Origin of the sequence: Salmonella sp. SAL04162, assembly GCF_046551535.1 — a bacterium.
In the GTDB taxonomy this organism is placed as follows: Bacteria; Pseudomonadota; Gammaproteobacteria; order Enterobacterales; family Enterobacteriaceae; genus Salmonella; species Salmonella enterica.
This window is the reverse complement of the sequence record NZ_JBGDVX010000001.1, coordinates 365,278-383,187: the sequence shown is the minus strand read 5'-3', so window position 1 is coordinate 383,187 and position 17,910 is coordinate 365,278. Positions and strand designations below refer to the sequence as shown.

Annotated in this window: 18 protein-coding genes; 2 read left to right on the top strand and 16 right to left on the bottom strand. The window is 53.4% G+C overall.

What is annotated here, in order from left to right:
- Window positions 1–25: 25 nt before the first annotated feature.
- The 14 genes from flhe to flhD form a co-directional block, all read right to left on the bottom strand.
- Complete coding sequence (gene flhe / locus ACLJRH_RS02075) at window positions 26–418, bottom strand: flagellar protein FlhE (protein WP_001233619.1); 393 nt, start codon at window positions 416–418, stop codon at window positions 26–28.
- Complete coding sequence (gene flhA, locus ACLJRH_RS02070) at window positions 418–2,496, bottom strand: flagellar biosynthesis protein FlhA (protein ID WP_000002386.1); 2,079 nt, start codon at window positions 2,494–2,496, stop codon at window positions 418–420. The genes flhe and flhA overlap by 1 nt, the downstream gene beginning before the upstream one ends.
- On the bottom strand, window positions 2,489–3,640 hold the full coding sequence (gene flhB / locus ACLJRH_RS02065) for a flagellar biosynthesis protein FlhB (RefSeq protein ID WP_000797084.1): 1,152 nt from the start codon (window positions 3,638–3,640) through the stop codon (window positions 2,489–2,491). The genes flhA and flhB overlap by 8 nt, the downstream gene beginning before the upstream one ends.
- 193 nt (window positions 3,641–3,833) lie before the next feature.
- Window positions 3,834–4,478 carry a protein phosphatase CheZ gene (cheZ, locus tag ACLJRH_RS02060; RefSeq protein WP_000983586.1) on the bottom strand — a complete coding sequence of 215 codons (645 nt, stop codon included), beginning with the start codon at window positions 4,476–4,478 and terminating at the stop codon, window positions 3,834–3,836.
- 10 nt (window positions 4,479–4,488) lie between these two features.
- Window positions 4,489–4,878, bottom strand: coding sequence for a chemotaxis response regulator CheY (gene cheY, locus ACLJRH_RS02055; protein ID WP_000763861.1), 390 nt, complete (start codon window positions 4,876–4,878; stop codon window positions 4,489–4,491).
- 17 nt (window positions 4,879–4,895) lie between these two features.
- Window positions 4,896–5,945, bottom strand: coding sequence for a protein-glutamate methylesterase/protein glutamine deamidase (gene cheB, locus ACLJRH_RS02050; RefSeq protein ID WP_000036404.1), 1,050 nt, complete (start codon window positions 5,943–5,945; stop codon window positions 4,896–4,898).
- On the bottom strand, window positions 5,942–6,808 hold the full coding sequence (cheR, locus tag ACLJRH_RS02045; protein WP_000204362.1) for a protein-glutamate O-methyltransferase CheR: 867 nt from the start codon (window positions 6,806–6,808) through the stop codon (window positions 5,942–5,944). The genes cheB and cheR overlap by 4 nt, the downstream gene beginning before the upstream one ends.
- 153 nt (window positions 6,809–6,961) lie before the next feature.
- Window positions 6,962–8,623 carry a methyl-accepting chemotaxis protein II gene (gene tar / locus ACLJRH_RS02040; protein ID WP_000483279.1) on the bottom strand — a complete coding sequence of 554 codons (1,662 nt, stop codon included), beginning with the start codon at window positions 8,621–8,623 and terminating at the stop codon, window positions 6,962–6,964.
- A 236-nt stretch (window positions 8,624–8,859) separates the two neighbouring features.
- The gene (gene cheW / locus ACLJRH_RS02035; RefSeq protein WP_000147295.1) at window positions 8,860–9,363 is read right to left on the bottom strand and encodes a chemotaxis protein CheW; all 504 of its coding nucleotides are present in this window, start codon (window positions 9,361–9,363) and stop codon (window positions 8,860–8,862) included.
- Between the two features lie 20 nt (window positions 9,364–9,383).
- Complete coding sequence (cheA, locus tag ACLJRH_RS02030) at window positions 9,384–11,399, bottom strand: chemotaxis protein CheA (protein ID WP_023137485.1); 2,016 nt, start codon at window positions 11,397–11,399, stop codon at window positions 9,384–9,386.
- Between the two features lie 4 nt (window positions 11,400–11,403).
- Window positions 11,404–12,333, bottom strand: coding sequence for a flagellar motor protein MotB (motB, locus tag ACLJRH_RS02025; RefSeq protein WP_000795653.1), 930 nt, complete (start codon window positions 12,331–12,333; stop codon window positions 11,404–11,406).
- On the bottom strand, window positions 12,330–13,217 hold the full coding sequence (motA, locus tag ACLJRH_RS02020) for a flagellar motor stator protein MotA (protein ID WP_000906312.1): 888 nt from the start codon (window positions 13,215–13,217) through the stop codon (window positions 12,330–12,332). The genes motB and motA overlap by 4 nt, the downstream gene beginning before the upstream one ends.
- 124 nt (window positions 13,218–13,341) lie before the next feature.
- On the bottom strand, window positions 13,342–13,926 hold the full coding sequence (gene flhC / locus ACLJRH_RS02015; RefSeq protein WP_000605987.1) for a flagellar transcriptional regulator FlhC: 585 nt from the start codon (window positions 13,924–13,926) through the stop codon (window positions 13,342–13,344).
- Window positions 13,923–14,264, bottom strand: coding sequence for a flagellar transcriptional regulator FlhD (gene flhD / locus ACLJRH_RS02010; protein ID WP_001518146.1), 342 nt, complete (start codon window positions 14,262–14,264; stop codon window positions 13,923–13,925). Before flhD ends, flhC begins: the two co-directional genes overlap by 4 nt.
- Before the next feature lie 682 nt (window positions 14,265–14,946).
- Between flhD and ACLJRH_RS02005 the strand changes: the two genes are divergently transcribed.
- Both ACLJRH_RS02005 and uspC read left to right on the top strand, forming a co-directional pair.
- The gene (locus tag ACLJRH_RS02005; RefSeq protein ID WP_031601778.1) at window positions 14,947–15,063 is read left to right on the top strand and encodes a hypothetical protein; all 117 of its coding nucleotides are present in this window, start codon (window positions 14,947–14,949) and stop codon (window positions 15,061–15,063) included.
- Entirely contained in the window at window positions 15,060–15,488 is a 429-nt protein-coding gene (gene uspC, locus ACLJRH_RS02000; RefSeq protein ID WP_000122606.1) for a universal stress protein UspC, read from the top strand. Before ACLJRH_RS02005 ends, uspC begins: the two co-directional genes overlap by 4 nt.
- A 17-nt stretch (window positions 15,489–15,505) precedes the next feature.
- Here the strand turns inward: uspC and otsA are convergent, their stop codons facing one another.
- Together otsA and otsB are read right to left on the bottom strand one after the other, a co-directional pair.
- Window positions 15,506–16,927: an alpha,alpha-trehalose-phosphate synthase gene (gene otsA / locus ACLJRH_RS01995; protein ID WP_000089042.1), complete on the bottom strand. Its 1,422-nt coding sequence runs from the start codon at window positions 16,925–16,927 to the stop codon at window positions 15,506–15,508.
- Window positions 16,902–17,705, bottom strand: coding sequence for a trehalose-phosphatase (gene otsB / locus ACLJRH_RS01990; RefSeq protein ID WP_000840114.1), 804 nt, complete (start codon window positions 17,703–17,705; stop codon window positions 16,902–16,904). The genes otsA and otsB overlap by 26 nt, the downstream gene beginning before the upstream one ends.
- Between the last annotated feature and the right edge of the window lie 205 nt (window positions 17,706–17,910).

Below are 17,910 nucleotides of genomic sequence, written 5' to 3'. Positions count from 1 at the left end.
TGTTACCTGGTAAAGAAAGGGGCGGTTAGCGGTAGTTCACAATCACCTGATTGCTCCGCACTTTTAACGCCGGGATAAGTCGGCCGCCGCCGGGGACTTCCCAGACAAAGCGGAGCGGCTCGACTGCGGGAACATGAGCAAAACCGTGGGTCGTGCCACTCTGACCATCAAGTTCTACGCAACGGGACTGGGAACATAAACGTACCCGTAAGCCCGCGGGGGTCGGGCCATTCAGTTCATAACGCCAGGCGACCAACGTCATCACACCGGAAACCGGCTGACGCGCCGACAATGGCGAAGACGATGCGGAAACGCCCCGGTAATTTAAGGTTACGCCCATACCGCTATCCTGCCACGCGCCTTCGCCTGCGGCCTGAACCGTCAGGGGAAAGAGCAACAATGCCAGCCATTTACGCATTATTTTCCTCCAATGGTCGCCGTCATGCGGATATGACGGTTATCGGAAAGCTCAAGGTTCGACAACACCACCAGCTGCGGTAAACTGCGCCGCAAAAAGCGGGACAATAATGGACGTAGCGCATGGTTAACCAGCAATACCGGCGGCGCGCCAAGCATCTCCTGGCGAGAAAGCGCCTCTTGCGTCTGCGCCAGCAGGCGATCCGCCAACCCAGGCTCAAGTCCACCGCCGCCCTGCAATGCCTGAAGCAGCAAACGCTCCAGCGCGGTATCCAGGCCAATCACCTGCACTTCTTCATTACCGGGGAACCACTGTTGCGTAATCGCTCGTCCTAATGCCACGCGTACCACGGCGGTTAATTCATGCGGATCGCTTTGTAACGGCGCATGTTCCGCCAGCGTTTCCAGAATGGTGCGCATATCGCGAATCGGGACTTTTTCCGCCAGTAAGTTTTGCAGGACTTTGTGTAAAGTCGTGAGGGTCACGACGCCGGGGACCAGATCTTCCGTGAGTTTAGGCATCTCCTGAGAGACACGATCCAACAGTTGCTGCGCTTCCTGGCGGCCAAACAGTTCGGCGGAGAATTGGCCAATCAAGTGGTTAAGGTGCGTCGCCACAACGGTACTGGCTTCAACAACGGTAAAGCCCTGAATTTGCGCCTGCTCTTTCAGGGCGCTTTCAATCCAGATGGCATCAAGGCCAAAAGCTGGATCGACGGTTTTCTCACCCGGTAGCGTTCCCGCCGCCGTGCCGGGGTTAATAGCCAGCCAGCGTCCCGGATAGGCGTCCCCGCTGCCAATCTCTACCCCTTTCATCAAAATACGGTAGCGCGCAGGCTGTAAATCCATATTGTCGCGAATATGGACAACCGGCGGCAGGAACCCCATATCCTGAGCGAATTTTTTACGAATACTGCGAATACGTCCGAGCAATTCGCCATCCTGTTGAAAATCCACCATCGGGATCAGGCGGTAGCCCACTTCCATCCCCAGTGAATCCTCAAGCTGTACGTCATTCCAGGTGGCTTCGACCACCGAGTTATTTTCCGGCATTTTTACCGGCTGCGGCTCCTCCGGCGCTTTTTCTTCACGCCCGCGCAGCCACCATGCCAGGCCGAGCAAAGCGGCGGTAAAGAGTAAAAATACCAGGTTAGGCATTCCTGGCACCATGCCAAGCAGCCCCAGCACCGCCGCCGCCAGCAGCATCACCCTTGGATTACTGAACAGTTGGCCAACCATCTGCTCGCCTACATCCTGATCGGTACTGACGCGGGTCACAATGACGCCCGCCGCCGTGGAGATAACCAGCGCCGGGATCTGGGCGACCAGGCCGTCGCCAATGGTCAGCAGGGTGTAGCTTTCCGCCGCGCTGCCTATGCTCATTCCGTGCTGCAATACGCCGACCAGCAGCCCGCCTACCACGTTAATGACCATGATGAGAATACCGGCGATGGCGTCGCCGCGCACAAATTTACTTGCCCCGTCCATCGAGCCGTAGAAATCGGCTTCCTGAGTGACTTCCGAACGCCGTTTTTTGGCCTCGTCTTCACCAATCAGACCGGCATTAAGATCGGCGTCAATCGCCATTTGCTTGCCGGGCATACCGTCCAGCACAAAGCGCGCGCCGACTTCGGCAATACGTCCGGCGCCTTTGGTGATGACCATGAAGTTGATAATGACGAGGATGATAAAAACCACAATCCCGATCGCGAAGTTACCGCCGACCAGGAAATGACCAAACGCCTCCACCACCTTTCCCGCCGCCGCCGCGCCGGTATGCCCTTCCATCAAAATAATGCGCGTTGAGGCTACGTTAAGCGCCAGACGCAGTAGCGTGGTAAACAGCAGAATGGTCGGAAACGCGGCAAAATCCAGAGTACGCTGGGTAAACATCGCCACCAGCAGCACCATAATCGATAGCGCAATATTAAAGGTAAACAATAAGTCGAGGATAAAAGCAGGTAGCGGCAGCACCATCATCGACAAAATCAGCAGAATGAGGATCGGCCCGGCAAGAATTTGCCATTGCGTCGATTTCAGGTTGCTGGGCAGGCGCAGCATCGCGACCAGATTAGCCATCAGTATTCTTCTCGTTCATAAAATCCAGCGCTTCTGGCACCGGAAGGTTCTCAGGTTGTGGAGGACGTTGCCCGCCCGCAAGCCGCCAGCGTTTAAGCTGCCAGACCCAGGCCAACACTTCCGCAACGGCAGCATATAACTGTCCGGGAATTTGCTGACCGATTTCGGCGTGGCGATATAATGCCCGCGCCAGCGGCGGCGCTTCTAAAGTGGGAACCCGATGTTCAGCGCCGATCTCGCGAATGCGCAGCGCTATTAATCCAGCCCCCTTCGCGACCACTTTCGGCGCGCTCATTTTGTTTTCGTCATACTGCAGCGCCACGGAATAGTGCGTCGGGTTAGTGACAATGACGTCCGCTTTCGGCACATCTTCCATCATGCGGCGCTGCGCGGCGGCGCGTTGCATCTGGCGAATTTTGCCCTTAACATGCGGATCGCCTTCGCTCTCTTTAAATTCGTCGCGAATGTCCTGTCGCGACATGCGTAATTTTTTCAGGTGGCTAAAGATCTGGAAAAACACGTCAAATCCCACCATCGGAATCACGCCCAGTACCACCAGTAACGCGCAGAGTCCAACCAGATCCAGCGCATTCCCCATTGCGACGATCGGCGACTCCGCCATCAAGCGCATCATTTGCGGCCAGTTATGCCAGAGATAAAAGCCGGTAACGCAGCCGACCAGCGTGGATTTCAACACCGCTTTTAGCAGTTCCGCGCCAGTCTGCGCCGAAAACATGCGCTTAATTCCCGGCAACGGGTTTAATTTAGAAAATTTTGGCTGTAGCGACTTACCGCTAAAAATCAGGCCGCCAAGCATGACCGGCGAGATAAGCGCCACCAGCACCACGCCCGCGATGAGCGGTAGCAGTGCCATCATCGCCGCTTTAATCAGCAAAATTATCTGTCCCAGGATCAGGTTAGGATCGTTCACCATACGGTGATCGAAGTGCAGGCCTGCTGAGAGCATTCCCGCCAGTTGCCGCGCTAACGACTCGCCGCCGAACCAAATAATACAAACGCCCACCAGCAATATCAGCAGTGAGGTCAGTTCTCTGGAACGGGGGATCTGCCCTTCTTCCCGCGCTTTTTCAAGTCGGTGGGGTGTGGGGGCTTCTGTTTTGTCGTCGTCGCTCTCTTCTGCCACGCAGCAAACCCTGGATAGATTGATAAGCGAGAATGATGCCAGAACCGCTTTACGCCAATGGGCAGAGTAAGCGGTAAAAAAGGCGGGGTTTATGGCGTTAATAGAGATAGCCGGATACGATAAGAAAGTCTCGTATCCGGCCTGGTTGACGGATTCGGACCCGATAAGCGCAGCGCCATCAGGTCAAAAAAGCTTAAAAGCCAAGACTGTCCAGCAGGTCGTCCACCTGATCCTGACTGGCGACAACGCCAGCTTTCGAGGTATCCACCTGCGGGCCGTTGAGTAAGCTTTCGTTCTCGCGTTTTGGTCGCGCGCTCTGTTCCGGGATGTTTTCCAGCAGCACCATTAACAACTGGCGTTCAATCTCCTGAATCACGTCCATCATGCGTTTGATCACCTGACCCGTCAGATCCTGGAAATCCTGCGCCATCATGATGTCCAGCAGTTGCGCGTTAGTAAAGCTGGTATGGCCCGGGACATCCCTGAGAAACTGGCGCGTATCCGTCACCAGTTCACGGGCGTCGGAAAGCTCGATCGGATTGTCAAACCACTCGTCCCAACGTTGGGTTAGCGCTTTCGCCTCTTTTTCCATCGCATCCTGATGCGGCTGCGAGGCTTCGACACTGTTTAGCGCGCGTTCCGCCGCCTGCGCCGTCATCTGGACGACGTAATCCAGACGGTCGCGCGCATCAGGGATCGCCTCCGCCGCTTCGGCAATCGCCTGGTCCAGTCCCAGTTCACGCAGGCTGTCGCGCAGCATTCGGGTCAGACTACCGATGCGCGCAATGATGTCTCCTGCTGAGCCTTCATCAGCAGGCTTGATAGATGGTTGCATCATCATCGCATCCTCACATGCCCAGTTTCTCAAAGATTTTGTTGAGCTTCTCTTCCAAAGTCGCTGCGGTGAACGGTTTTACGACATAACCGCTGGCGCCAGCCTGTGCGGCGGCGATAATATTCTCTTTCTTGGCTTCCGCCGTGACCATCAACACGGGTAACGCCGACATGGCGCTATCGGCGCGAATGGTTTTCAGCAGCTCCAGGCCATCCATATTCGGCATGTTCCAGTCGGAGATAATAAAACCAAAGCCGCCCGCCTGGAGCTTGTTCAGCGCATCGACGCCGTCTTCGGCCTCTTCCACATTGTTAAATCCAAGCTCTTTTAAGAGGTTGCGCACGATACGACGCATGGTCGAAAAGTCATCCACAACCAAAAATTTAAGCTCTTTATCCGCCATAAAATACTACTCCTGGTTCAAATACGTATCGCCTGTCCGGCACTGATTTTCGCCAGCATCTGCTGGCTTACCTGGCTAAGATCGACCACTTCGCTTACGCCACCCATATTGATGGCCTCGCGCGGCATGCCGAACACCACACAACTTGCTTCGTTTTGCGCAATGGTCCAGGCGCCAGCCTGGTACATCGCTAACATTCCAGCGGCGCCATCGTTGCCCATCCCCGTAAGAATGACGCCTACGGCGTTGCGCCCCGCGTGTTTCGCCACCGAATGAAACAGCACATCCACGGAAGGCCGATGCCGGTTTACCGGCGGGCCATCATGAATTTTGATTTGATAATTCGCCCCGCTACGCGCCAGCTCCATATGCTTGTCGCCGGGCGCAATGTAGGCATGACCTGGCAATACGCGTTCGCCGTCCTCGGCCTCCTTCACGCTGATTTGACAGAGTTTATTCAGACGCTCGGCAAACGAGCGGGTAAAGCCAGGCGGCATATGCTGCGTAATAATCACTGCCGGACTGGAAAGCGGCAGCGGTTGCAGCACATGTCGGATAGCTTCAGTACCGCCCGTTGAAGCGCCGATAGCAATCAGTTTCTCCGAACTGAGGAGCGGACCGGCTTTTAAGGTTGCCGGGGCCGCCATCGGTTTATGTGCGGCGATGCGGGCCCGCGCGGCGGTACGCACTTTTTCGGCGATCATCTCGCTATACGACAGCATACCTTCACGAATGCCAAGCTGCGGTTTAGTGACAAAATCGATGGCCCCCAACTCCAGCGCCCGTAGCGTCACTTCGGAACCTTTACCGGTCAGCGAAGAGACCATCACCACCGGCATCGGTCGCAGGCGCATCAGTTTTTCCAGAAAATCGAGGCCGTCCATACGCGGCATCTCAACGTCCAGGGTCAATACGTCCGGATTAAATTTTTTGATGAGATCCCTGGCGACCAACGGGTCCGGCGCAGTCGCCACCATCTCCATATCGCTATGGCTATTAATAATTTCAGTCATGATTTGGCGCATTAACGCGGAATCATCAACTGACAATACCCTGATTTTACTCATGCTTTATCCTTACTTAGCGCATACACCGTCTGTCCGCGCAGGCTAAACTCGCGCACGAGGTTGCTAAAGTTTTCTGAGTGACCGGCAAACAACAGTCCGTCAGGTTTAAGGAGTGGAACAAAACGGCGCAGAATGTCCTCCTGAGTCGTTTTATCAAAATAGATCATGACGTTACGGCAAAAAATCGCGTCAAAGGGACCGGGTACGTTGTACTGCTTTTCCAACAAATTAACGGAGGAAAATTCAACATAATTGGCCAGTTCCTGACGCACGCGCACCAGTCCTTCATGCGGCCCCGTACCGCGCATGAAGTAACGTTGTAGCTGCTGCGGCGATAACGTTTTCAGTTCGCTGAGGCGATAAATACCGCTTCTCGCTTTTTCCAGCACTTCAGTATCAATATCGCTGGCGAATACTTTCCAGCGACCGGGGGCCATCCCCAACGCATCCGCCAGCGTAATGGCGATACTGTAAGGTTCTTCTCCTGTCGATGCCGCCGCACTCCAGACGCGGTACTCGCCGTGGCGGCGACGCGCATGTTCCGCAAGGATGGGAAAATGGTGCGCCTCGCGAAAAAAAGCGGTCAGGTTGGTAGTCAGAGCGTTGATAAAAGCCTGCCACTCAGCGCTGTTTTGATTAGCCTCCAGCATACTGAGATAACGGCCAAAATCATCCAGTCCCAGGGCACGCAGCCGACGGACCAGGCGGTTATAAACCATATCCCGCTTATGGTCGGCCAGCACGATCCCTGCGCGCTGGTAGATTAATTGACATATCCGACGAAAATGCGCGTCGGACAGCGCGAGGCGCTGTGTCATCTGTAACAATACTGACGTTTGCCCGGAGGGCAGAGATGATGTCATAGCGCCTTCTTAATCACATTCAAAATACAACGGGCGCGCCCTGCGGCAGCGCCATGCTTCCCGTATTACACATTTTTTGCTTTTATCTATGCGAACCAGACGAAAGGGATCGGCGGGTTCGCAAATTAATCGATAACCGACAGCGCACGTCGATCAGAAGGTTTCCCAGTTCGCATCATCCCCGGCGGCTAAGGGCCGCGGCGTATTGCCGGACTGAGCGTCCACTGACAAACGCATCTCAGGTTTATTTACCGCCAGCGGTCGCGATGCCAGGCGGAAAGCCGATACCGCCTGGGTCAGACGGCTGGCCTGCTCTTCCAGCGCGGCGGCGGCCGCTGCGGATTCCTGAACCAGCGAGGCGTTCTGTTGCGTTACGCGATCCATTTCGGAAACGGCCAAAGCGACCTGATCGATACCCCGGCTTTGCTCATCCGAGGCGGAGGCGATTTCGCCCATGATATCCGTGACGCGTGTAACGGCATTGACGATGTCAGTCATGGTTTCCCCGGCGCTTTCCACCAGCACTGAACCGGTATCGACACGCGAGACGGAATCTTCAATCAACGCTTTTATTTCTTTCGCCGCCTGGGCGCTGCGGCTGGCCAGATTACGCACCTCGCCTGCCACGACCGCAAAACCGCGCCCCTGCTCTCCCGCGCGCGCCGCTTCTACCGCCGCGTTCAGCGCCAGAATGTTAGTCTGGAAGGCAATACCGTCGATAACGCTGATAATGTCAGCGATTTTTTTCGAACTGTCGGCAATTTCGTGCATAGTGTTTACTACGCCGTCGACCACTTTGCCGCCATGACGCGCGGTCTCGGAGGCGCTTTGCGCCAGTTGCGAAGCCTGACGGGCGTTATCGGCGTTTTGCTTCACGGTGGCCGTCAGTTGTTCCATGCTGGCCGCCGTCTCTTCCAGAGCGGAGGCTTGTTGTTCGGTACGGGAAGAGAGGTCGGTATTACCGGCGGCAATTTCACTGGTGCCGGAATAAATCGCATCCGAACCTTCACGAACCTGCGTCACGGTGTCAATCAGCGAGCGTTGCATATGTTCAACCGTTCCCGCCAGTTCGCCAATTTCATTACGTCCTGAGACGGTGAGCGTTTTCGTCAGATCGCCGCTGGCAATTTCACGGATATGAGTAATCACTCGCGCTAATGGGTTAAGCAGGGCATGACGAATGCCGAACCAAACCACCATCAAAATCAGCACCAGCACGACCGCAAGAACCCCCAGTTGCCATTGCGCAAAACGGTAGTCATGAGCGCTTTGATCAAATGTCTGGCGGTACAGGTTTTCGCTCACCCGGGCGTAATTGCCCAGCGCCTCGCCCAACGCGTTTTGCATTCCCTGGGTTGGCTGGGCGAAGTAGGCATCCATATTGCCATTGTCCAGAAACTGAATAAGTTCGGTTAATGCGGCCTGATAGCGCTGATATTTTTCATCGACGTTCGCGCTGGCCTCCGCCATCGCTGGCAATGGCGTCATGTTTTTGAAATTGGCGTAGTGCGCCGCCGCCTGTGCGAGGGTCGTTTTTGCATTCTGGAGTAAATCCGTTTTGGCGCTGCTCTGCTGGTTAGAAGCGTCCATCATCATGCGTGCGGCGGAGCGGCTCAGGTTAATGCGCGTTTGCAGCATTAAGTCCCATGTCGACGTGAGTTCGCTTTGTTGCTGGCGTAATTCGTTAGAAATAACAAAACCTTGCTGGTTATGCTGTAATGAAGAAAACAGCAAACCACCGGAAACAAGCTGTAGCAGTGCGAAAACCCCCAGCACCATCATCAGCATTGTGACAACGCGGATACGGTTAAACATAAGGCACCTTCCTGATAACGAGTTATCAACGTTATCGGCACCTGCGGTGATAACTTTACTTTTGCAAAAAGGAAATACGCTGTTCCGGAAGACGATATTGACAATAACAGTGTCGCAGCGGCGATGCCGGCGCAAAATGCAGGGGCTGGGCGCGGGCGATGAAGAGGCACTCTCACCGCTGGCGGAAGCATAACGGTGAATATTGCCGGATGGCGCGACGCCATCCGGCAACGTTATTACGCGACGTGTGATGCTGCGATATCCAGCAGCGCCATCTCTTCGCTGTTAAGCAGTTTTTCGATATTCACCAGAATCAGCATACGCTCGCCGAGCGCGCCCAATCCCGTCAAATATTCTGTTGACAAGGTCACGGCAAATTCTGGCGCCGGACGGATTTGTTCCGCCGTTAACGACAGTACGTCAGACACACCGTCTACCACTATCCCGACGACGCGTTGCCCCAGATTCAGTACGATCACTACCGTATTGTCATCATACTCAACGTCGCCTTCGCAGAATTTCACGCGCAGATCGACAATGGGTACAATCACGCCGCGCAGGTTAGTCACCCCTTTTATAAAGGCCGGTGTATTGGCGATGCGCGTCACCTGGTCATAGCCACGGATCTCCTGCACTTTCAGGATATCGATGCCGTACTCTTCATTTCCCAGTGTAAACACCAGGAATTCCTGACCTGACGGCTCGCCGGCCAGTTTGCTTACATTACTCATACCGGTCATATTATTCCCTTCTCACTCAATCAGGCGGCTGTGATCGCCATACGTTGTTCGCGGTTTAAACCCTGCAATGCGGAAACATCAACAATCAGCGCGACGCTGCCGTCGCCCAGGATCGTCGCGGCGGAAATCCCCGGTACCTTGCGATAATTGCTTTCCAGATTTTTGACCACCACCTGGTGCTGACCGATGAGCTGATCGACCAGCAGCGCGTAACGGCGTCCCGCGCTTTGCAGGATCACAACAATGCCCTGCGTGGCTTCGGTTTTCGCCCCGTCCACGTCAAACACTTTCCACAATTCGACCAGCGGCAAATACTCGCCGCGAACTTCCAGAACCCGTTCGCCGCCCGCCAGCGGATGAAGATCCTCTTCACGCGGTTGCAGCGACTCCATCACCGCATTCAACGGCAGGATAAAAACTTCCCCCGCCACGCGAACCGACATCCCATCGAGGATGGCCAGCGTCAGCGGCAGCAGAATACGAATCGTGGTGCCGGAGCCTTGTTTTGACTGGATCTCAACGTGACCGCCCATCTCCTGAATGTTACGTTTCACCACATCCATGCCAACGCCGCGACCGGAAACATCCGTGACCTGTTCCGCAGTTGAGAATCCCGGCGCGAAGATCAACATGCCCACTTCATCGTCGGTCATGTTTTCATTCACCGCCATCCCCTGCGACATGGCCTTCGCCAGGATACGCTCACGGTTAAGCCCCGCGCCGTCATCGGTCACTTCAATACAAATATTCCCGCCCTGATGTTCTGCGGAAAGAATCAGATTGCCGACAACATTTTTCCCCGCCTCAAGGCGTTTTTCCGGCATTTCAATCCCGTGGTCGAGACTGTTGCGCACCAGGTGCGTCAGCGGGTCGATAATGCGTTCGATCAGGCTTTTATCAAGTTCAGTGGAGCTCCCCACCAGCGTCAGCTCTACCTGCTTGCCCAGTTTGCCCGCTAAATCGCGTACCAGACGCGGGAAACGGCTGAAGACGTACTCCATAGGCATCATACGAATCGACATCACCGACTCTTGTAAGTCGCGGGCGTTACGTTGTAACTGCCCCATACTGGTAATGAGATCGCCGTGGTTTACCGGGTCCAGCTCGTTAGAACGCTGGGCCAACATTGACTGGGTAATCACTAACTCGCCGACCAGGTTTATGAGCTGATCCACTTTCTCTACCGCCACGCGAATGCTGGTGGACTCGCGTTCACGCGCAGGTTTTTCACGCCCCGCATGATGTTCATGGGCCGCGCTTTTGGCGGCTGGCGCAACGACTGCCGGAGGCGCTACCGGCGCTACCTCGGTTTTCTCTTGCGCTTTTTCCACGGGCGCGGCGACCACTTTTTCAAAAGCGATCTGATCGGCCTCGATGACAAAACAGAGCACCGCGACAATGTCATCTTCCGCGACGCTGCCATCCAGAGTTGCCGACAGTGAATCCGTTCCCTTAACGACATCCGTCAGAGTAGCCAGATTGCCCAACTCTTCTTCAAGCAGATCGACCTCATTGGCTTTCAACCGTGAAAGTACAATGCGCAGTTTACTCTCGTCACGAGGCGATTCGGTTTCGGCTACGCTCTCTTCCTGGATCGCCGCGCTTAGTGCCGCGGTTTCTACGACCGCCGGCGTGGTTTCGCCTTTCGCCTCCAGCGCCAACTGGCGTAGCGCATTGCAGATATATTCGAAGCTTGCGGCATCCGGCTCTTCGGAGTTTTTATAGGCGTCGAGCTGTTCCTGCATAATATCTTTCGTTTCCAAAAACAGGTTGATAATGTCGGTATTGAGCTGCATTTCACCGCGTCGGGCTTCATCCAGCAGGTTTTCCATTAAATGCGTGGTTTCCTGCAGAATAGTGAAGCCGAATGTGCCCGCGCCGCCTTTAATGGAGTGCGCCGCGCGAAAAATGGCGTTCAGTTGTTCAGCGTCCGGGGATTCCGGCACCAAATCCAGCAGATGCTGCTCCATATCAGCCAACAGCTCGTCAGCTTCATCAAAAAATGTCTGATAAAAATCGCTAATATCCATGCTCACGCTATCACCTCGGTTCCGCTTTTGGCGATGTGGGTACGCTTGCCGGCGGGGCTGCCGCAGGCTGTTGTAATACACTTACCGGCTCATTCTGGCTTTCAGCGTTTTCATGCAAAATGGCCTGTTCCGCCTGTTTGTTTAACACCAGCAGACTTATACGGCGGTTGATGGCGTCATCAGGACCGCGATCGCTCAGCCGCATCGTGGCGGCCATGCCAACCACCCGTAATACTTTTCCGTTATCCAGCCCGCCAGCGACCAGTTCGCGACGCGAGGCATTGGCGCGATCGGCGGATAACTCCCAGTTGCTATAGCCTTTTTCGCCGTTCGCGTAGGGAAAGTCATCGGTATGGCCGGCCAGGCTAATGCGATTAGGTATACCGTTTAACACTGGCGCAATCGCACGCAGGATATCGCGCATATACGGCTCAACTTCGGCGCTGCCGGTTTTAAACATCGGGCGGTTCTGGCTGTCGATAATCTGGATGCGCAACCCCTCCTGAACTAAATCAATTTTCAGATGCGGACGTAACGCGCGCAGTTTGGGATCGGATTCGATCAGCTGATCCAGATCGCCGCGCAGTTTGTTTAACCGACTCTGCTCCATCCGTTTTTTCAGCTCGTCGATATTCGGCTGCTTTTCCACTTCACCCTGCTGTTGGGTGTAATCATCGCCGCCGCCTGGTATCGGGCTCTCGCTATTGGCAATCCGGTTCCCCCCCGTTACCGCGGTGGCCAACGGCGTACGAAAATATTCGGCAATCTGAATTAATTCTTTAGGGCTGGAGATGGAAATCAGCCACATCACCAGAAAAAAAGCCATCATCGCCGTCATAAAATCGGCGTAGGCAATTTTCCAGGAACCGTGCGCCCCGCCGCCGTGCGGTTTGTGCCTGCGGCGTTTTACGACGACAATGGGATGAGCCTGATTTTTCATGCTTCCTCAGTCGTCTGCTGCTGGTTTGGGTTTCTCACTGCGCGAACATGTTCTTCCAACTCAATAAACGATGGACGCTCACTGGAATAAAGCGTTTTACGACCAAATTCCACGGCAATCGGCGGCGCATAGCCGTTCAGATTAGACAGCAGTGTAATTTTTACGCACTGCATCATCTTGGTGGTTTCGGCGCTCTTCTGGCGCAAAACGGTCGCTAACGGTGAAATGAATCCATAAGCCAGTAAAATACCGAGGAACGTACCTACCATGGCATGGGCAATCAGCGCCCCCAACTCCGCTGCCGGACGATCGGCTGAAGCCAGAGCGTGAACCACCCCCATTACCGCCGCGACGATACCAAAGGCAGGCAGCGAATCCCCCACCATCGCCAGACTGTTGGCCGGAACTTCCGCCTCGCTTTCATGGGTTTCAATCTCTTCATCCATCAACGCTTCAATTTCGAACGTATTCATGTTGCCGCTGATGATCAGGCGCAGATAATCGACAATAAAATCAAGCATTACCGCATCGGCCAGAATACGCGGATAACTGGCGAAGATTTCACTCTCTTTCGGATTTTCAATATCGCGTTCAAGGGAGAACATCCCCTGCTGGCGTGATTTGGCCATCAGGCGATAGAGCAACGCCAGCAAATCCATGTACATAGATTTCGTGTATTTCGAACGACGAAATAACAACGGGATCGCTTTCATCGTGCCTTTGATGGCCTTCCCGTTGTTGCCGACAATGAACGCCCCTATCCCCGCGCCGCCAATGATGACCAGTTCAGCAGGTTGATAGAGTGCCCCAAGGTGTCCGCCGGTCATGACATAACCGCCGAAAACTGTACCGATAACCACCAGGTAACCTAATAAGATAAGCACGACATCATCCTTCCGCTGTTGACTATGACAGGATGCGCAGTCGGGCGATTAACGCGAAGGCAAGGCAAAAAAAAGCAGCGGTAATGACTTACCGCTGCTGGAGTGTTTGTCCACACCGTTTCGGTTAAACAGCCTGTTCGATCTGTTCATCCAGCAGTTGTGGAATAATATCGGCAGCATCTCGGGAAAGTTTACGTCTTTTTACTGCGCGGGATGGCGGCTGGCATAAACTACACGCAAAGCTGCCCACGGGCTGATGCGCATGGGTAATAAAGTTCCCACCGCAGCAGTTACAGCTCGACAATTCAAGCAACCCACTTTCAACAAAACGCACCAGCGTCCATGCGCGAGTCAGCGCCAACAACGGCCCTTCAGGCGGTTGCGGACACTGCTCAAGATAAAGCCGATAAGCTTTAATCACCGCATCCACACCGCTGCATAAGCCGGTCTTCAGTAAAAATTGCCAGGCGTTGCAGAACATGGAGGCATGAATATTTTGCTCCCAGGTCATAAACCAGTCTGTCGAAAATGGCAGCATCCCTTTAGGCGGCGGGCTACCGCGTAATTCTTTGTACAGCCTGATGAGGCGACCACGGCTGAGCTGTGTTTCGCTTTCCAGCATTTGTAGACGAGCGCCAAGATTAATCAACTCCATCGCCAACTGGATATCGCGAGCTTCCTGAACAATGCTTTTTTCACTCATTATCATGCCCTTTTCTTACGCGCCGTATCGTCCACTTCATTGAGCAGACGCGTTGAAAGCATGATACCTGTGTGAATCTGCTGTAAATCATCGACGCGCGAATCCTGAGTCAAACGGGTGATCGTCTGATGATCGTCAAACCGGAAATGACAAACTAACTGGTTCGTCTCCGCCAGTTTGACCATCTGCGGCAAGGTCAACGCGCCCAGTGTGTTTGCCATCTCTTCGTTGATACCGAGGCGGAACATCGCAGATGCTTTGTCCTGGACGATCAAACGCTGTGCAAGGAGTAAATATGACAAATTGATGTCATAAATGTGTTTTAGCAACTCGGATGTATGCATTGTTCCCATCCAGAATAACCAACTTTATTTTTGTGCGACGTAGCCGCACCCCGTGATGTCGCCGGGAAGGCCCGGTAAAAGAAGCAAAAAGGTCAAATGCATAGCAGCGCTCAGACATTGTGGACATTGTGACGTATAACGCAGCTTCCCACTGAGATTCGCCTTACACGTTTACATCAATTTTTACAAATGCCTAAGATTTTTCCTAATTCGACGCAACTCTACTCGTCAGCTTCGTGACATACAACGGAGCGGGACGGCGATTTTAGAAAATATGTGATGTAGATCACATAATTTAACAGAATACTTACTATAAAACCATCAGCATGGCTTTTACTTTGTTTAATTAATAACCTAATGTTCACTTTTTCTATTCCACACTGCTGAATAGGGGGACGTCAACACCAAATTCTTTTTTGTTTCTCTCTGTTAAAATAACGCCAGGATAATAGATAACAGGCTATTATTTCTATTTTAGAAACGATTCTATTTTACCTTTAGTAAACAGTGGCTTAAATATTAAACGTTATTAATTAATCTCGTCACAGCATACGCCCTCCTCTGTTAAAAATAAGCTCATTTGATTTAACTTTTAGCTTTCCTTGTTCACCCGTTTAAATAAAGCATCCTGGTGGTGTGTAAAAAGTGTCTTATGCCACGATTCTTTACATAAGAATAATTAATGATTAATTATGATGTCCTTCACATTAATGTGGCATTAACGCATTGCAGAAATGCGCTAAACAGAGTAAAGCTAAAGCACAATCTCATATTCTTGCAATCAAGGAGCGAGTTATGAGCTACACCCATATTCTTGTCGCCGTTGCCGTCACCCCGGAAAGTCACCAGCTACTGGCTAAAGCGGTCTCTATCGCCCGCCCTGTTCAGGCGAAAGTAAGCCTGATTACTCTCGCTTCCGATCCCGAACTGTATAACCAGTTCGCCGCGCCCATGATGGAGGATTTACGCGCGGTTATGCATGAGGAAACTGAGAATTTTCTTAAGATGCTGGGGGAAAAGGCGGATTATCCGATTGAACAAACTTTCATCGCATCAGGTGAGTTAAGCCAGCATATTTTGGCTGTGTGCCGCAAACACCATGTTGATCTGGTCATTTGCGGCAACCATAACCACAGTTTCTTTTCGCGCGCGTCCTGCTCGGCAAAAAGTGTCGTCAGCGCCAGCCAGGTAGATGTGTTGCTGGTGCCGTTAGCGGGCGACTAGTCGCCGCTCGCAATATTTCAGGCCAGCTTAGGGAACGTCGCCACGTTGTTCTGCTGCTGACGCTCAGGGCTACGCGGCGTGACCTCCTTTAGGTCATGAATAAAACGCTCCTGCCAGCGGTTAATGTCATTTTTAACGATCACGTCCAGCATTTCCGCATGGCGCGAAATACGCTCGGCAAGGGGCATCGTTAACGCACGATTGAGCGCCGCCGCCACGTCATCCCGATCGTAAGGATTGACGATTAACGCCGACGTCAGTTCATTCGCCGCGCCGGCAAACTGTGACAGTACCAGTACGCCAGGATTAGCGGGGTCCTGCGCGGCGACAAACTCTTTCGCCACCAGGTTCATCCCGTCACGCAACGGGGTGACGAGCCCGACGTCTGAATAACGGAATATCTTCATTAACAGTTTACGGTCAAAATGCTGATTCAGATAATAGAGCGGCGTCCAGCCCAATTGTCCATATTTCCCATTAATCCGGCCTGCTTCCGTCTCAAGCTGGTGGCGAATATCCTGATATGCCTGTACTTCGCCGCGTGACGTAGGCGCAATTTGGGTATAACGAATTTTTCCCCGATGCTGCGGGTAGTTTTCCAGTAGCGCTTCATACGCCAGAAAGCGTTCCGGCAGCCCTTTCGAATAATCCAGCCGCTCAACGGAAAAAATATTCTTCACATTTTTCAGTTCCGCCTTGAGCTGCGCCAGTTTAGGCGGCAACGGCCCGGCTGCCTGCAGAGCAATCTCATCGGGCTCAATACCGATAGGATACACTTCTGTCTGGAAGTCTTTACCCCACGCGATATGCTGCTTGCCGCTGCGAGTCGTGACTCGCGTTTGACTCGAAAGGCTATCCAGAAAAGCCAGGCGATCATTTTCGGTCTGGAACCCGAGCAGATCAAAGTCACACAACTGCTCCAGCAGTTCATCATGCGGCGGTAAAGCGTTAAAAATCTCCGGGGTCGGGAATGGAATATGCAGGAAAAAACCAATTCGGTTGTTCACGCCGCGTTTACGCAGCTCGCTGGCGAACGGTAACAGGTGGTAGTCATGCACCCAAATGATGTCGTTCTCTTTAATGAGGGGCAATAACTTATCCGCTAATAACGCATTCACCCGCATATAGCCTTCCCATGCAGGACGCTGAAACTGTACCAGGTCCAGACGATAATGGAACGCAGGCCAGAGAACCGCATTGGAAAATTGACAGTAATAATCTTCGTAATCTTGTTCACTCAGGTTAAACGATGCCCAGGTAATATTACCTTTTGTCACCTTTTTTAATGGCTCATCCTCGTTACCTGTCTCGCCACTCCAGCCGAACCACAACCCGCCAGCCGCTTTTAGCGCGCCAAGCACGCCAACGGCGAGGCCGCCGGCGCCGCCTTTATTATCCGGGGGGGCAATTCGATTAGATACTACGACTAAACGACTCATAGCCATCTCTCCTGTTATTCATTACTTGTTGTTCTTGTTGTGGATAATTGATTTGCTCCAGCCAGCGCCAGACATCGGGTACGCTTTCCAGCCGCCATGCCGCCTGGGTTGCCCCGACGCCCACTTTTACGGAAATTCCGCCAGCGTGATTCACCACGCCAAAGCCAGCCTCATCGGTCAAATCGTCGCCCACAAAAACGGGAATCCGTCCCGCAAAGGGCGCCTCCTGCATAAAGGCGGCAATGGCTTCGCCTTTATTGGTTCCCTTAGGTTTGATTTCCACAACACATTTACCAGGCTGCAACGCCAGTTGCGGCCAGTGCTGCGTAACGTGTTGCGCAAGCGCCAATAGCGCCGCTTCATGTTCCGGAGCCTGACGGTAGTGCAGCGCAAACGCCATCCCCTTCGTCTCCAGCTCCGTTCCGGGCAGCGCTACAAGCGTCGAACGTAATAACGCCTCCACCTCACGGACTACCGCTTCAGGAAGGCGCACGATATGGGTTTTACCATTGATGTCACGACGCTCTGCCCCGTGAACGCCAGCGAGCGGAAAGCGAAAAGGCTTCGCCAAAGCATCCAGCTCAGTCATTGAACGCCCTGAAATCAATGCCAGTGCCCCTGCGTTGTGCGCCGCAAGACGGTCTAACAACTGAAGGATTTTATGCGGTACCACTACCTGATCTGGATGAGGCTTTATCTCTGCCAATGTGCCATCAAGGTCAAAAAAATACGCATAGTTCGCAGTGAGTTCGGGGGATACGGTTAACGGTTCTGCCACCCTGGTCTCCTCCTTATCATCATATTGAGACTCACAAACGGTCTCATTAGTCATGTAAGTATAGACAGTGTGACGCTGCTCGCCATTTAGAAAGACCATCGCCAGCCGGGGTAGCGGCTGGCGATGTCGTGAAGCTATACTGTTTAGTTGAGTGTTAATTCATCAAATCGTACGCTTCGCTTTTTGCTTATAATAGTCGAAGATA

What these genes read in the sequence shown, in the direction of transcription:
- flhA (WP_000002386.1), bottom strand. Translation starts at nt 2,496, where the DNA reads ATGGCTAATCTGGTCGCGATGCTGCGCCTGCCCAGCAACCTGAAATCG.
- uspC (WP_000122606.1), top strand. Translation starts at nt 15,060, where the DNA reads ATGAGCTACACCCATATTCTTGTCGCCGTTGCCGTCACCCCGGAAAGT.
- cheB (WP_000036404.1), bottom strand. Translation starts at nt 5,945, where the DNA reads ATGAGTAAAATCAGGGTATTGTCAGTTGATGATTCCGCGTTAATGCGC.
- cheR (WP_000204362.1), bottom strand. Translation starts at nt 6,808, where the DNA reads ATGACATCATCTCTGCCCTCCGGGCAAACGTCAGTATTGTTACAGATG.
- motB (WP_000795653.1), bottom strand. Translation starts at nt 12,333, where the DNA reads ATGAAAAATCAGGCTCATCCCATTGTCGTCGTAAAACGCCGCAGGCAC.
- cheY (WP_000763861.1), bottom strand. Translation starts at nt 4,878, where the DNA reads ATGGCGGATAAAGAGCTTAAATTTTTGGTTGTGGATGACTTTTCGACC.
- otsA (WP_000089042.1), bottom strand. Translation starts at nt 16,927, where the DNA reads ATGAGTCGTTTAGTCGTAGTATCTAATCGAATTGCCCCCCCGGATAAT.
- ACLJRH_RS02005 (WP_031601778.1), top strand. Translation starts at nt 14,947, where the DNA reads ATGATTAATTATGATGTCCTTCACATTAATGTGGCATTAACGCATTGC.
- flhe (WP_001233619.1), bottom strand. Translation starts at nt 418, where the DNA reads ATGCGTAAATGGCTGGCATTGTTGCTCTTTCCCCTGACGGTTCAGGCC.
- flhD (WP_001518146.1), bottom strand. Translation starts at nt 14,264, where the DNA reads ATGCATACATCCGAGTTGCTAAAACACATTTATGACATCAATTTGTCA.
- flhC (WP_000605987.1), bottom strand. Translation starts at nt 13,926, where the DNA reads ATGATAATGAGTGAAAAAAGCATTGTTCAGGAAGCTCGCGATATCCAG.
- tar (WP_000483279.1), bottom strand. Translation starts at nt 8,623, where the DNA reads ATGTTTAACCGTATCCGCGTTGTCACAATGCTGATGATGGTGCTGGGG.
- cheZ (WP_000983586.1), bottom strand. Translation starts at nt 4,478, where the DNA reads ATGATGCAACCATCTATCAAGCCTGCTGATGAAGGCTCAGCAGGAGAC.
- cheW (WP_000147295.1), bottom strand. Translation starts at nt 9,363, where the DNA reads ATGACCGGTATGAGTAATGTAAGCAAACTGGCCGGCGAGCCGTCAGGT.